Genomic DNA, 13,525 nt, shown 5'->3' with positions numbered 1-13,525 from the left:
GGATGACATGCAGACAAAGATGCTGATCAACGGAGAGATGGTCGAAGGTAACGGCGACGCACTGCCCGTTCTGGACCCCGCGACCGGGGAAACCGTCGCGCAGGTGCCCGAGGCCACACCGGAACAGATCGAGGCCGCAACTCGCGCAGCGCATGAGGCGTTTGAAACCTATCGCTTGGTGACACCAGCTGAACGTGCCGGATTCCTGCTTGCGATTGCCGATGTGATTGAAGCCAACATCGAAGAACTTGCCGAGTTGGAAACTCTGGACGTCGGCAAACCCTGGCCCATGGCCCGCGACGAAGAGATGCCGCTGACCATCGACACGTTCCGCTTCATGGCCGGAGCCTCGCGCACCATGAGCGGGTCGGTGACCGGAGAATATGCGGCGGGCCACACTTCGATGATCCGCAAGGACCCGATTGGCCCTGTGGCCTCGATTGCGCCATGGAACTATCCACTGATGATGGCCGCGTGGAAGATCGCCGCACCATTGGCGGCGGGCTGCACCATCGTCATGAAACCGTCCGAGATCACGCCTTTGGCTACGCTGCGGCTGGCAGAATTGCTGGCCGATGTGCTGCCCAAGGGCGTGTTGAATGTGGTCCACGGTCAAGGGGCCTCGGTCGGTGACCGCTTGATCAATGACCCGCGGATTGAGGGGATTTCAATCACCGGATCGCCCGCCACAGGCATGGCCGCGATGCGAGCGGCCTCGCAGCAAATTCGACATGTGCATCTGGAATTGGGTGGGAAGGCACCGGTCATTGTCTTTAGCGACGCCGATATCGACGCATTGGCCGAAACGATCCGGTATGGTTCCTTCTTTAATGCCGGTCAGGACTGCGCGCAGCCCTGCCGGGTGATGGTGCAGGACGCCGTTTACGACAAGGTGGTTGCAGCGGTTGCGGATCAGGTCAGCCAAATCAAGATCGGCGCCCCCAAGGCAGACGGGACTGAGATGGGACCCATTGTCTCTGCCGTCCAGCGTGATCGAGTCGCAGGCTTCGTCGACCGCTCCCGCAGCAGCGCCGAGATCGCCGTGGGCGGTAAAGTCGGGGATGGCGGGGGTTTCTTCTATCACCCGACCGTTGTTGCCAATGTCGACAACGACGCCGAGATCGCCTGCCGCGAGGTGTTCGGTCCGGTCGTCACTCTCTCACGTTTTTCCGAAGCCGAAGACGCTTTGCGGATCGCCAATGCGGGGCGTTACGGGCTAGCCTCGTCAATCTGGACCAAGGACGTGTCGACCGCGATGAAAATGACCGCGCAACTGCGATACGGCATGACTTGGGTGAACACGCATGGAATGCCCGCAGCCGAGATGCCTTGGGCCGCGATGAAGGGCTCGGGCACCGGCTGTGATATGTCGATCTACGCACTGGATGCTTATACATCGGTGCGGCATGTGATGGTGGCCCACTGATGCGGCTGGCAGAGAAACAGGCGCTGGTTACCGGCGGACGGCAAGGCATAGGCCGCGCGATTGTCGAGGCCTTTGTTCGCGAAGGCGCTTCGGTCACTACCTGCGGGCGCGGCCCCAGACCCGAGGGGCTGGATCAGAACATCAAATGGTATCCGCTGGACGTCACCGATGTTGCAGCGGTCGAAGAACTGGCGACAGCAAAAAATGGCACGGACATTCTTGTCAACAATGCCGGTGTTCAGGTTGAAAAGACAGTCGCCGACAGCACAGATACAGATTGGGACACGGTGATCGGCACCAACTGCAAAGGTGTATTCAACCTGTGCCGCGCCTTTATTCCGCGAATTCCGCAAGGCGGGGTGATCATCAATATCGGTTCGATCTCAGGCACAGTCGCGGACCCATCGATGGCTCTCTACAATGCTTCAAAGTCCTTCGTGCATGGTCTGACCCGGTCTATCGCAATCGATCACGGCCCCGATATCCGCTGCAACGCGATCTGTCCGGGTTGGATCGAGACCGGCATGCTGGACGCAGGTTTCGATCTGGCCGCTGATCCCAAGGCGGCAAAGCAGGATGCGTTGGCACGCCACGCGGTGCGCCGGTTCGGCAAGCCGGAAGATATCGCAAGTATGGCCGTCTGGCTGGCCTCGGATGAGGCAAGCTTTGCCACCGGCCAATTGTTCACTCTGGACGGCGGCATGACGGCGGCCTCTCCTCTTAACCCGGGATTGTTCTGATGGAGTTTCAACACACAGCCTGCCTTGGTGGAGGCGTAATTGGTGCCAGTTGGGCCGCGTTGTTTCTGGCCTCGGGGCGTTCCGTCGCAATGTTCGACCCGGACCCCGAAACAGAACGCAAAGTGCGCAGCTACATAGAAACGGCTTGGCCCACGATGACCGATCTGGGACTGACGCGAGACGGTAATCCAGACGCAATAACCTTCCACCACAGCGCAGCACGCGCTGTCGAGGGTGCAGCGTTCGTGCAGGAAAGCGTACCAGAACGCCTGCCGATCAAACATGCCACCTTTGCCGAAATCGAACCTGCGCTGGAACCCAACGCCATCGTCGCCAGCTCTGCCTCGGGCCTGACACTCAGCCAGATGCAGCCCGGATGGAACGACCCATCGCGCTTTGTTCTGGGCCATCCGTTCAATCCACCTCATCTGATCCCCTTGGTCGAAGTTTTGGGGAACGAGAAAACCACAAACGGCGTGGTCGAGGACGCACAACGTTTTTACGAGGACGTCGGAAAAACGACGATCCGGCTCCGTAAAGAAGTGCCCGGGCACGTCGCCAACCGCCTACAAGCCGCGATCTGGCGTGAGGCGATCAACCTTGTGGTGACGGGCGTTGCATCGGTCGAGGACGTTGACAAGGCCGTTTGGGCTGGCCCCGGTCTACGTTGGGCAGCGATGGGTCCCACAATGCTGTTCAACCTTGGGGCGGGTGAAGGTGGTCTGCAAGCATTCTGCGATCATTTCACTGATACGTTCAACGGCTGGTGGGATGACCTCGGTCAGGTTCACCTGACCGATGACGTAACGCGAACGCTGACACAGGGAGTAGAAGCCGAAGCCGCAGGAAAGTCTCAGGCCGAATTATCCCAAATGCGAGACGCGCTGATCGTGGCGATCCAAAAATCAATTGTCGGCTTGCGATAACTTCCCGAAAGCTGCTTCAGCCGAATCTTGTACAGCACGTGACAAACGATTTGTCAGCGTCCGATAATAATATCGGCGCATAGGCCACCCAGACGATCACTCTTGCTCAGGCGCAGAACCCCGCCATGCGCTCGCGCAATGTCGGACACGATGGCCAACCCCAGACCCACGCCACTGCCCTGATTCTGATTGCGGGCAGGATCGAGGCGCGAGAATGGCTTGACGGCTTCAAGACGCTGATCCGGTGGGATACCCGGCCCGTCATCTTCAACGCGGATACGAACGGATTTGGGCGTGATCGACAGGCTGACATCAGCGCGCTGGCCATAGCGAACCGCGTTTCCGATCAGATTTTCTACGGCACGCCGTATGGCTGTGGGGCGCAGCGACACCGTCCCCTCGCCCTCGACGGAAATGAGGTCGGCCTCATGACCAGCCCTACGCGCATCTTTTACGATCTGCTTTAACAACGCGTGAGGATCGACGGTTTCTGGCGCTCCCTCCGACGCCCCGCGCGAAAATTCGAGGAACGCATCCAGCAACAGCTGCATCTCATCCACATCCTGTTGCAGAGGGGCGGCCTCATCCTCGGGCAGCATAGACAGGCCCAATTTAAGACGGGTCAGCGGAGTGCGAAGATCATGACTGACGCCCGACAGCATCATGGTGCGCTGTTCCATCTGGCGTTCGATACGCGCACGCATGTCCAGAAACGCACTGCCCGCCGCGCGCACTTCAATCGCGCCACCGGGCGAATATTGCACTACCCTACCCCGGCCAAAAGCCTGTGCGGCCTCGGCCAACCGCGTAATCGGACGCAGCTGATTTCGCATGTATAGAAAAGAAATCGACGTCATGATGATGGCAAAGAACACCATCGTCACGATCAACTGATGCGGCGCCGCCGGAGACAAGCGACGGCGATCAAATGACAGCTGCAACACTCCGAGTTTCGTTTGCATATACACCCGCGCCTCTTGCCCGCTTGGCAGGGCAACGGCGACGAGTTCGGGAAGCAAAGCTTGTAGATCCGCTTCGACCCGTGGCGCTATGAAATCGTACCAGCGGCGATGCCCAAGCAGCGGCTCTTCGTTGAACTCCAAGAAACGGGCTTTCATGTCCAGCGCTTGCAAATCAAGGCGCACGGCCGCAAGCGCCTGTTGCTGGGTTTCGGTCTCGTCCATGACTTCCACCACCAGCATCACCTCGCGCGAGGCGGCGCGCGTCATTTGCGCAGTGACGTCTTCAAGGTGCTTTTGCAGAAACGCAACGCCGACCACCAACAGCAGAACAACCACTGGAAGAACCAGTATCAGCGCAGCCCGGGTATAGAGGCTGCGTGGCATATAAGGTTTGAGCCATTGCGAGGACATGCGCTAAACCTAACGGGCTGAACCGACAAGAGAAAGGCGCAGAATGCAGGCCCCTGACGATTTCGACCCACCGGCAGGTCCCGCCGTAGAACTACAGCAGGGATTGCGGCGCATTTTGGCACCGAATCCCTCACCCATGACCTATCGCGGTACCAATACTTACCTTCTTGGCACCGATGAGCTGGCCGTGATTGACCCTGGCCCCCTCAGTGAATCGCATCTGGACGCGATTCTGGATGCGGTGCAGCCAGGCCAGCGGATCAGCCATATCGTTGTCACGCACAGTCATCTGGACCACTCGCCACTGGCACGACCACTTTCTGAACGCACGGGCACAAAGGTTATGGCATTTGGCGGGCCCGAGGCCGGGCGCAGCGCAGTCATGAGTCGCCTGGCGCAGGATGGGCTTGTGGGCGGCGGCGAAGGGATCGACACCTCGTTCCGCCCGGATATCGAACTTTCTGACGGTGAACAGATTGTTGGCGATGGCTGGCGGCTAGAGGTGATTCACACACCGGGACATCTGGGTAATCATATCGCTTTGGCCTGGGGGGATATTTGCTTCACCGGAGATCACGTCATGGGTTGGGCCAGTTCTCTGGTTTCGCCACCGGACGGTGATTTGACGGACTTTATGGAGGCTTGCCATCGGCTACGAGCTCGCGACTGGTCGGTCTTTCACGCGGGTCACGGAGCACCAATTGGCGATCCCGCTGCACGATTGGATTGGCTGATCAATCATCGCCTGACCCGCGAAGCACAAATTCTGTCGGCACTAGAAGACAAACCCGGCACGGCGCAAGAATTAGCCGAACGCATCTATCTTGACGTCCCCGCTGCGCTGTTGCCCGCAGCCGAAAGAAACGTGTTTGCACACCTCATTGATCTAAATGGAAAATCTCAGGTCACACCGGTTGGAAAACTATCTAAAGACGCCAGTTTCAAAAGGTAAACCGGCACTCTGAAAAGTTTTTTGCGAAAACGTCACATTCCCCTCTGGACGACGAGAATCCGTGTTGCTATACGCCCCTCAGTTCCGGCGTAGCTCAGCGGTAGAGCAGTTGACTGTTAATCAATTGGTCGTAGGTTCGATCCCTACCGCCGGAGCCAAAACTTCCCATTAAAATCAACGCCATGATAGAAAATTTCACATTCGGGTTGTGGAGTTCAGGGGCTATGCTGCCAGTTTTTTTGCCCAGAATCGGGCGGCAAAACCATCAATCAGCCTGTAACTACTTGTTATTAATTTATTTTCAGCCAGATCAAAATGCTAGATCTACTGCTTCGAGATCAATCGATCATAGAAGGCCTCACAATTGAATATTACGGCAGATTTCGCCAACATCCAGAAACGAGGAAACCTGTCGTTTACCGCGGCCCGCGCGGAGGGCTGCTTTGCATAACGAAGCTACCGTTCGCAATGGCTAGTTAAACGTCAGCTTTGTAATGTGCCAGGAACATCGCAACACAATCGTCCATTTTGTCTTTAGGCGTCGGGTTCTGGCCAAGGAAAAACTCTGGCCAAAAGAAGAAGTTCTTTACGAGGGCCAAAAGCTGGTTGGTCGCGAAAACCGGATCGGCTTTACGGATCACACCTGCGTCCATGGCTTCGCCGATCATCCTTGTCATTGGGTAATCGTGCGTTTCAGTTTCCGTGAAAAACTGCCGGGATCGATCAAGGTCTCGAATTAGTTCTGACAAGACCATCCGGTTCAAACCAATGGCTGTTTCTTCCGTAATCACCCCAACATAACGCCACAAAGCGTCCTTCAATTGCTCGACGAAGTCGCGATCTGGGTCATAGGACACCGGCGCCATACTCCTATTCCGCTCTACCATGATCTCCGAGATGGCCTCGAACAGGGCTTCCTTGTTCTCGAAGTGATTGTAGAGCGTGCGACTCGATACGTTCGCTTTTTTGGCAATTGATGTTGTCGTTGCCCCGAGGAAGCCTTGCTCACGGAACTCATCGATGGCCGCATCGATGATATCTTTTCGTTTTTTTTCTGTGCGTTTCACGTTTCCAGCCTCAAAAGTAAATAGAGCTATTTACAAATTTCATTCGATATCATAAGTAAACACCATCCTGTACTTTTACAAGGCACGATGCCGACCAACACAAGAAAGCGGATCACCATCAAGACCAACCTTTCACGACGCAACGTCCTGCAATCCGCCTCCTTAACTTCCTTGCTGCCCCTCATGGGCTTGCGAGCAAATGCAAAACAAACCCCACAATCCTCCATCGAAGGACTTTCTGACATGGCTCTCACTGCTGGCAAAAACAAAGTAACGTTCAAATCCTTTGGCGTGGATTTGGCGGGCGATCTTTATCTTCCCGAAGGTTTTGATGAGACCAAGAAGTACAAAGCAATCGTGGGCGCTAGCCCGTTCCCACAGGTCAAAGACCAAATCCCGGCAACCTACGGGCCCGAAATGGCGGCCCGTGGCTTCATCTACCTAGGCTTTGACTACCTTGGCATGGGCGATAGCCCCGCGCTGCCCGGCGAATTCAAGCAATCGCGCTACAATTTCCGCCTGATCGAAAACACCTGGGATGCGGTGTCGTACCTGAGTACGCTGCCCTTCGTCGAAGAAATCTATGGCCTGGGCGTCTGTCAGGGCGGTCAGACCATCGCATCGGCCGCCGTGACTGACCACCGCATCAAGAAAATCGCCATGGTCTCGGGCATGATGGCCTCGGACGCGTTCCAGTGGACCGACCGCGACATAGCCAACCAGATGATCGACGCCGCAAACGCCTCGATGCAGAAGCAATATGAAACTGGCAAGCCGGACTATGTCGCGCCCTTCGGTCTGAACGACGAGATGTCCCGTCAGGACTTCATCGACCTAGGCATCAACCCAATGGCCGGCGAAACCTATGACTACTACGGTCGTGATGGGGCTAAAGGGCCGATTGCGGTGCCGAACTACACCAACATGCATATCGGCGATCAACCCATGCAGTCGCTGTTCTCGATCTGTGAACACTATGCCGACAAGATTGTGCAGCCTTCGCTGACAATCTACGGCACAACGGCCGTAACGGCGATTTGCTCAACCGCATTTGTCGAGAAGCTGACCAATGACCATATAGAGTTGGCGCTTGACGATTTCAGCCATGTGGACTTCTACTACAAGCCCGAGGCCGTCAAGGCGTCCACTGACGCCGTGGCTGAGTTCTTCAACAAGTGAATAAGCTAGGCAGAGGTCAAGGTATGAACTCTGCCTGCCCTAAAAAGTAAGCGGAAATAGGTGCGATGCGCAGTATCGGTCAATATGGACTCAACAACGCCGAGGGCTGAGCTGTAAGGGAAGGTCTGCTCCGTATCGCTGTCGGAACAGTAGAGAGGCGTCGTACCGGCCCCGCAAAAAAACTTTTTTGCGTCTGGACCTCCACCTCACCTGTTGATACATGCCCCTCAGTTCCGGCGTAGCTCAGCGGTAGAGCAGTTGACTGTTAATCAATTGGTCGTAGGTTCGATCCCTACCGCCGGAGCCAAATTCCAATTCAAAGATCAGCCACTTAAGGCGTTTTCAAAATCCGCCCTTAGTTTCCGCTTCAGAATTTTACCGGTGGCATTCAGTGGCAAGGCATCGACGAACACCACCTTGTCCGGCACCTGCCACTTGGCGATCTTTCCGTCGAAGAAATCCAGCAACTCGTTTTCTGTAGGGTCTTCGCCTTCCGCTTTGACCGCTACCAGCAAGGGACGCTCATCCCATTTCGGGTGCGGCACCCCGACTACAGCGGCAGTCGCCAGCTTGGGATGCGCGACAGCGATGTTTTCCAGCTCTACCGAGCTGATCCACTCACCCCCGGATTTGATAATGTCCTTCGAGCGGTCCCGGATGGTCATGTAACCGTCGGGATCCAGCGTGGCCACATCACCGGTGGCGAACCAGCCATCCTGCAGCAATTCTTCGTCCTGCATTTCGTAATAGCTGTCCAACACCCAATAGCCTCGCACCAACAGGTCGCCCTGAGTTTCACCGTCATGCGGCAAGTCATTGCCGTCATCATCAACGATTTTCAGCTCGACCCCATAACAGGGCCGGCCTTGGCTTTCGCGGACCTTGTGCTGATCCTCGATCGGCAGGTCCCGGTGCTTGGCCAACGGATGGTTGGCTGTACCCAAAGGGCTCATCTCGCTCATCCCCCAGGCGTGGACTGTATCGACGCCATAGGTTTCGCGGAAGGTTTCAATCATCGAGGGCGGGCACGCGGCGCCGCCAATCACCGTTCGCTGCAGGCTGGAAAGCGTGCTGCCGGATTGTTCAGCGTGGGTCAGCAGCCCCTGCCAAATTGTCGGCACCCCCATCGCGAGTGTCACACCGTAGGTATCGATCAGGTCCACAAGCGCTTCGCCGTGCAGGTTTGGCCCCGGAAGCACCATTCGCGAACCCGACATGGCGCAGGCATAGGGTGACCCCCAGGCATTCACATGGAACATCGGCACCACAGGCATCACCACGTCCATCGCGGAAAACCCGATCACATCACGCGTGTTTGATCCAAAACTATGAAGAACGGTCGAACGGTGCGAATACAACACCCCTTTGGGGTGGCCGGTGGTCCCAGAGGTGTAACACAGGCTGGAGGCGGTGTTCTCGTCGAAACTTGGCCACTGAAACCCGGAATCGCCCGTTTCGATCAGCTCATCATAGAACTGCACTCGGGGAATCTGAGCAACGACGTCCTCGTTCCGCGGCCCCATCAGCACGAAATGCCGCACATCCGGCAGATGTTCGTGCAAGGCCGCGACCAGAGGTATGAAGGTCGCATCAAAGAACAGGGCCCGGTCCTGCGCGTGGTTGATGATATAGGTAAGCTGCTCGGGAAAAAGACGCGGATTGACGGTATGACAAACGAATCCAGCCCCAGACGTTGCGTAGTACATCTCAAGATGCCTGCGGTTGTTCCAGGCCAGTGTCCCGATCCGCGCCTGTGGCTCCAGTCCCAGCCTGGTCAAGGCTGAAGCCAGTTTGCGCGCGTTTTCGGCCACCTGTGCCCAACTGGTCTCGGTCACCGTACCGTCAGTTTCGACCGAGTATATTTCAGTCTGACCATGGTACCGATCGGCGTGATCTATCAGCGACGAGATCAGCAGCGGCTGCGTCATCATCTGTCCCAGCATGGGCGTCCTCCCTTTGGTGGTGCCACTTATAGCCTCCCGCAGGCGACAGCCCGCATTGAGAGGTATGGCATTTCCTCGGGTAGAACCCTGCCAATCATTTAATTGTCTGACAATAAGAGAATGCAACCTGCCTCTGCGGCAGGCCACAAATTTATCCGACCTTAATCCCGGTGACGCAGGGCGTATGCGACAAGTGCAGCAGTCGATCCGTCCTTGCCAGCTGCGCTTTCATCCCCATCCACAATCGGACCTAACGAGGTCGCCAGCTCCTTGCCCAGTTCCACGCCCCATTGATCGAATGAGTTGATACCCAGCAGAACCCCTTCGACAAAAACCCGGTGTTCATAAAGGGCGATGATCTGGCCAAGAACGTAAGGCGTGAGTTTTGGGTAGATCAGGGTCGAAGACGGCCGGTTCCCCGGGAACACGCGGTGGCGGGCCTGACGCTCCAACTCATCACCCGATAATCCTTTGTCGGCCATGCGCTGGCGCGCCTCATCCAAGGATCTGCCACGCATCAGCGCCTCGGACTGTGCCAGACAGTTGGCCAGCAGCAGGCGGTGGTGATGCGTGAGTTCGGGCTCATGCCCTTCGGCGGCCACCATAAACTCGCAAGGGATCACATCGGTACCCTGATGGATCAATTGGTAGAATGCGTGCTGGCCGTTGGTACCGGGCTCACCCCAAACCACAGGGCCGGATGGAACGGTCAGAGAGCTGCCGTCCATGGCAACAGATTTGCCGTTCGACTCCATCTCCAACTGCTGAAAATAGGCTGGAAGGCGCAGCAAACGTTGATCGTAAGGCAATACCGCCCTACTCGCGTGGCCCACTACCTGACGGTTCCAAACACCGACAAGGGCCAGCATGACCGGCATATTTTCAACCCAATCAGCAGCCCGAAAATGCACGTCCATCGCCTGCCCGCCACGCAGGAAGGCGTCAAAGGCATTCGAGCCAACAGCTATCATCACCGGCAGCCCAACGGGACCCCAAACCGAATAACGCCCGCCGACCCAGTCTGCGAATCCGAACACACGATCTTCGGGGATGCCAAAGGCTTCGGTCTTGTCTACGGCGCTGGACACGGCGGCAAACTGTTTGGTCGGATCACCACCGCCATCCACCATCCACGCCCGTGCGGTCCGGGCGTTGGTCATCGTCTCGATGGTTGAGAATGTTTTGGACGCCACGATTACCAGCGTCCGGGTCGGATCAAGCTGTCGCAGCGTGTCCGCAATATGCGCGCCGTCAACGTTAGAGACGTAATGCAGGCGCGGTCCATCGTGATAGGGGGCCAGCGCATGTGTCGCCATGACAGGGCCCAGATCAGAGCCGCCAATACCGATGTTCACCACATCCGTAAAGCTGCCCCCTGCCCCTGCAATTGCACCGCCCCGCACCTCTTCGGCAAAGACACGCATCCGTTGCAGGGTGTCCAGCACATCGGGCATAACATCCAACCCGTCGACCTCGACCGAACCGCCGTCCAGATTGCGCAGCGCTGTGTGCAGCACCGCGCGCCCTTCGGTTTCGTTGATCTTCTCGCCAGAAAACATCGCCGCACGGCGCTCGGCTAATCCTGCCTGTTCGCACAGGTCGATCAGAGCATCCCGGATGTCTTCGTCAATCTGAGTTTTCGAATAATCAAACAACAGATCACCGGTCGAGGCTGAATACGCCTCGGCCCGGTTTGCGTCCTTGTCGAAAAGGTCAAGGATCGTTTGGTCTTTTCGATCTGTGGCCAGCGTTTTAAGGGTGTCCAGTTGCATCGTATCTACTCCGCCCAGTGTACCGTCATGCCGCCCAGTACTGCGGCGATGGGGGCTTCTTCGGGGGGCAAAGACATAGCGCGTTCCAGCGCGTCCCGTTTTGCAGCCCCGAAGATAATCAGATGTTTCGACAACGCGCCATCCAGCACAGGTGCCGTCAGAGTAATTCGGGCTTCTGGCTGAACCTCGGGTCGCGCCACGGCCAATGGCGGCGCGCGGTGGTCCAGCGCGGCTTGCAAACCGTCCATACCCGGAAACAGAGAGGCCGTGTGCATGTCATCGCCCATTCCAAGCACCAGAACGGACAATGGCCGGATCGGCGTGATCAAGCTTTCGAGTTCGGGCAGAACGTCCTCGGGTTCCTTCCCTGGCACATACAGCGGGATGTACTGTGCGACCGACGCTCGATTGGTCAGCAACCGTTCGCGGATCAGCTTTTCGTTCGAGCGCTCGTGATCGCCCGGCACGCAACGTTCGTCGGTGGGCAGAACTCGCACTCTGTCCCATTCCAGGTCCGCCGCGCAGAGTACGTCAAAAACCGGACCTGGCGTAGTACCCCCTGGTACAGCTAGCGACGCCATATCGTGGTGCAGCAACGCCGATTCCAGATCACCTGCAAGCACGTTTGCAACGTCGATGGCCAGCATATCCCTGTCGGCGTATTCCTGTAGTTTCATGGGTTTATCCCTTGCCAGCGGCGACCATCTCGTTTCATCAGCAGCTCGGCGTCGCCCGGCCCCGTGCTGCCACTTTCATAAGGTTTGGGGACATCCCCACGTGCTTGCCAACCCGCGATGATCGGATCGGTCCAAGCCCAGGCGGCCTCGACCTCGTCGCCGCGCATGAACAGGGTCTGATTGCCCCGGATCACATCCATCACCAGCCGCTCATAGGCATCTGGCGGGTCTTGGTTTTCTGCCCCCAGCGCCTCGGCAAAACTCATGTCCAGCGGTACATCGACCAGTCGCATCCCGCCCTGCCCCGGTTCCTTGATCGTCACCTTCAGCGTGATGCCTTCATTCGGCTGCAGGCGGATCGACAATACGTTGGCGTGCCGCCCGGCGTCGGCCCCAAAAATCGAGTGCGGTGCGTCCTTGAACATCACGTTAATCACCGAAGACCGCGCCACCAACCGCTTGCCCGTGCGCAGATAGAACGGAGTACCCGCCCACCGCCAGTTGCTGACATGAGTGCGCAGGGCCACATAACTTTCCGTGGTCGAGCGCGGATTGCCAACGGTCTCGCGATAGCTGGGGCCGTCACCTTCGAACTGGCCACGCACGATGTGATGCGGTTCGACGGGATCCAAGGCGCGGATCACCTTTAGCTTTTCGTCGCGTACTGCATCAGGATCGAACTTTGCCGGAGGCTCCATTGCAATCAGGCAAAGCAACTGCATCAGGTGGTTCTGCACCATGTCACGCATCGCGCCTGCGCGCTCATAATATTCCTCGCGCCCGTCAATGCCGACAGATTCCGCGACCGTGATCTGGATGTGATCGACGTATTGGCTGTTCCAAAGCGGCTCGAACAGCATGTTTCCAAACCGAACAGCCATCAGGTTCTGAACCGTTTCCTTTCCCAGATAATGGTCGATCCGGTAAATCTGACTTTCGGTAAAATGCTCCGCTAGTGTCGCGTTCAGCGCCCGTGCGCTCTCCAAATCGTGCCCGAAGGGCTTTTCAACAACAATCCTTGTCTGCGTCGTGGCAAGGTCATGGGCCTGAATCCGTTCGGCCAAAGGGCCAAATAGGCGCGGACCGACTGAGAAATAGAACGCTCGAACCCGATCCGTAGTCAGCTTTGCGGCAAGCTGCTCCCAACCCTCATCCGACAAAGCATCCAGCGGTACATAGTCCACCCGTTGAAGAAAGGTCTCAAGAGCATGTACATCCCGGCACTGCTTGGTCGCATGCACACGCAACGATTCGGCGACGATAGTACGGAACCCGTCCCGGTCGTAAGCCGCGCGCGCCGCACCGATGATCTGCACATCTTCGGGCCATTGCCCTGCGCAAAACCGTCGGAACAGCGCCGGTAGGATCTTGCGTTGCGCAAGATCGCCAGTACTGCCGAAAATGACCAGATCGAACGGGTCAACAGGTATGACGCGAGAAACCATGTGTTTCCCCTACCTTACCCCTGCG

The 13,525-nt window shown here is 57.4% G+C and carries 11 protein-coding genes and 2 tRNA genes; 7 read left to right on the top strand and 6 right to left on the bottom strand.

Annotated features, from left to right (window positions below; translation table 11 throughout):
* Positions 1-7 precede the first annotated feature (7 nt).
* From ACR0LN_RS04895 to ACR0LN_RS04885, 3 genes are read left to right on the top strand one after another with little or no spacing between them, the layout of a single operon-like run.
* The gene (locus tag ACR0LN_RS04895; RefSeq protein WP_480428126.1) at positions 8-1,426 is read left to right on the top strand and encodes a gamma-aminobutyraldehyde dehydrogenase; all 1,419 of its coding nucleotides are present in this window, start codon (positions 8-10) and stop codon (positions 1,424-1,426) included.
* Positions 1,426-2,166, top strand: a complete 741-nt coding sequence (locus ACR0LN_RS04890; protein ID WP_480428124.1) for an SDR family NAD(P)-dependent oxidoreductase — start codon at positions 1,426-1,428, stop codon at positions 2,164-2,166. Before ACR0LN_RS04895 ends, ACR0LN_RS04890 begins: the two co-directional genes overlap by 1 nt.
* A complete protein-coding gene (locus tag ACR0LN_RS04885) occupies positions 2,166-3,092 on the top strand; it encodes a 3-hydroxyacyl-CoA dehydrogenase NAD-binding domain-containing protein (RefSeq protein ID WP_480428123.1) in 927 nt (308 codons plus the stop codon). Before ACR0LN_RS04890 ends, ACR0LN_RS04885 begins: the two co-directional genes overlap by 1 nt.
* A 53-nt stretch (positions 3,093-3,145) precedes the next feature.
* Here the strand turns inward: ACR0LN_RS04885 and ACR0LN_RS04880 are convergent, their stop codons facing one another.
* Positions 3,146-4,465, bottom strand: a complete 1,320-nt coding sequence (locus ACR0LN_RS04880; protein WP_480428122.1) for an ATP-binding protein — start codon at positions 4,463-4,465, stop codon at positions 3,146-3,148.
* Positions 4,466-4,508: 43 nt separating this feature from the next.
* On the opposite strand from ACR0LN_RS04880, the gene ACR0LN_RS04875 reads away from it, so the two are divergent.
* Together ACR0LN_RS04875 and ACR0LN_RS04870 are read left to right on the top strand one after the other, a co-directional pair.
* Positions 4,509-5,417, top strand: a complete 909-nt coding sequence (locus ACR0LN_RS04875; protein ID WP_480428121.1) for an MBL fold metallo-hydrolase — start codon at positions 4,509-4,511, stop codon at positions 5,415-5,417.
* A gap of 83 nt (positions 5,418-5,500) precedes the next feature.
* A tRNA-Asn gene (locus ACR0LN_RS04870) sits at positions 5,501-5,575 on the top strand.
* Positions 5,576-5,893: 318 nt separating this feature from the next.
* Here ACR0LN_RS04870 and ACR0LN_RS04865 read toward each other — a convergent pair.
* Positions 5,894-6,484, bottom strand: a complete 591-nt coding sequence (locus tag ACR0LN_RS04865) for a TetR/AcrR family transcriptional regulator (RefSeq protein ID WP_480428119.1) — start codon at positions 6,482-6,484, stop codon at positions 5,894-5,896.
* A gap of 243 nt (positions 6,485-6,727) precedes the next feature.
* Here ACR0LN_RS04865 and ACR0LN_RS04860 point away from each other — a divergent pair, with 243 nt between their 5' ends.
* Entirely contained in the window at positions 6,728-7,663 is a 936-nt protein-coding gene (locus ACR0LN_RS04860; RefSeq protein ID WP_480428118.1) for an alpha/beta hydrolase, read from the top strand.
* A 232-nt stretch (positions 7,664-7,895) separates the two neighbouring features.
* Positions 7,896-7,970: transfer RNA gene (locus ACR0LN_RS04855), tRNA-Asn, on the top strand.
* A gap of 16 nt (positions 7,971-7,986) precedes the next feature.
* Here ACR0LN_RS04855 and ACR0LN_RS04850 read toward each other — a convergent pair.
* The 4 genes from ACR0LN_RS04850 to zwf form a co-directional block, all read right to left on the bottom strand.
* Positions 7,987-9,606, bottom strand: coding sequence for a long-chain-fatty-acid--CoA ligase (locus tag ACR0LN_RS04850; RefSeq protein WP_480428116.1), 1,620 nt, complete (start codon positions 9,604-9,606; stop codon positions 7,987-7,989).
* A gap of 161 nt (positions 9,607-9,767) precedes the next feature.
* On the bottom strand, positions 9,768-11,378 hold the full coding sequence (gene pgi / locus ACR0LN_RS04845) for a glucose-6-phosphate isomerase (protein ID WP_480428114.1): 1,611 nt from the start codon (positions 11,376-11,378) through the stop codon (positions 9,768-9,770).
* 5 nt (positions 11,379-11,383) lie between these two features.
* Entirely contained in the window at positions 11,384-12,055 is a 672-nt protein-coding gene (gene pgl, locus ACR0LN_RS04840; RefSeq protein ID WP_480428113.1) for a 6-phosphogluconolactonase, read from the bottom strand.
* Positions 12,052-13,500 carry a glucose-6-phosphate dehydrogenase gene (gene zwf / locus ACR0LN_RS04835; RefSeq protein ID WP_480428111.1) on the bottom strand — a complete coding sequence of 483 codons (1,449 nt, stop codon included), beginning with the start codon at positions 13,498-13,500 and terminating at the stop codon, positions 12,052-12,054. Before zwf ends, pgl begins: the two co-directional genes overlap by 4 nt.
* Positions 13,501-13,525: the final 25 nt, after the last annotated feature.

It is taken from the genome of Ruegeria sp. AA6 (assembly GCF_056542865.1).
The sequence above is the reverse complement of the archived record's forward strand: the minus strand, read 5'-3'. Positions and strand labels throughout refer to the sequence as shown.

Excerpts from the sequence above, each read along its gene's own strand:
- ACR0LN_RS04890 (WP_480428124.1), top strand. The coding sequence starts at position 1,426 with ATGCGGCTGGCAGAGAAACAGGCGCTGGTTACCGGCGGACGGCAAGGC.
- ACR0LN_RS04875 (WP_480428121.1), top strand. The coding sequence starts at position 4,509 with ATGCAGGCCCCTGACGATTTCGACCCACCGGCAGGTCCCGCCGTAGAA.
- ACR0LN_RS04895 (WP_480428126.1), top strand. The coding sequence starts at position 8 with ATGCAGACAAAGATGCTGATCAACGGAGAGATGGTCGAAGGTAACGGC.
- pgi (WP_480428114.1), bottom strand. The coding sequence starts at position 11,378 with ATGCAACTGGACACCCTTAAAACGCTGGCCACAGATCGAAAAGACCAA.
- ACR0LN_RS04860 (WP_480428118.1), top strand. The coding sequence starts at position 6,728 with ATGGCTCTCACTGCTGGCAAAAACAAAGTAACGTTCAAATCCTTTGGC.
- ACR0LN_RS04850 (WP_480428116.1), bottom strand. The coding sequence starts at position 9,606 with ATGCTGGGACAGATGATGACGCAGCCGCTGCTGATCTCGTCGCTGATA.
- pgl (WP_480428113.1), bottom strand. The coding sequence starts at position 12,055 with ATGAAACTACAGGAATACGCCGACAGGGATATGCTGGCCATCGACGTT.
- zwf (WP_480428111.1), bottom strand. The coding sequence starts at position 13,500 with ATGGTTTCTCGCGTCATACCTGTTGACCCGTTCGATCTGGTCATTTTC.
- ACR0LN_RS04885 (WP_480428123.1), top strand. The coding sequence starts at position 2,166 with ATGGAGTTTCAACACACAGCCTGCCTTGGTGGAGGCGTAATTGGTGCC.
- ACR0LN_RS04880 (WP_480428122.1), bottom strand. The coding sequence starts at position 4,465 with ATGTCCTCGCAATGGCTCAAACCTTATATGCCACGCAGCCTCTATACC.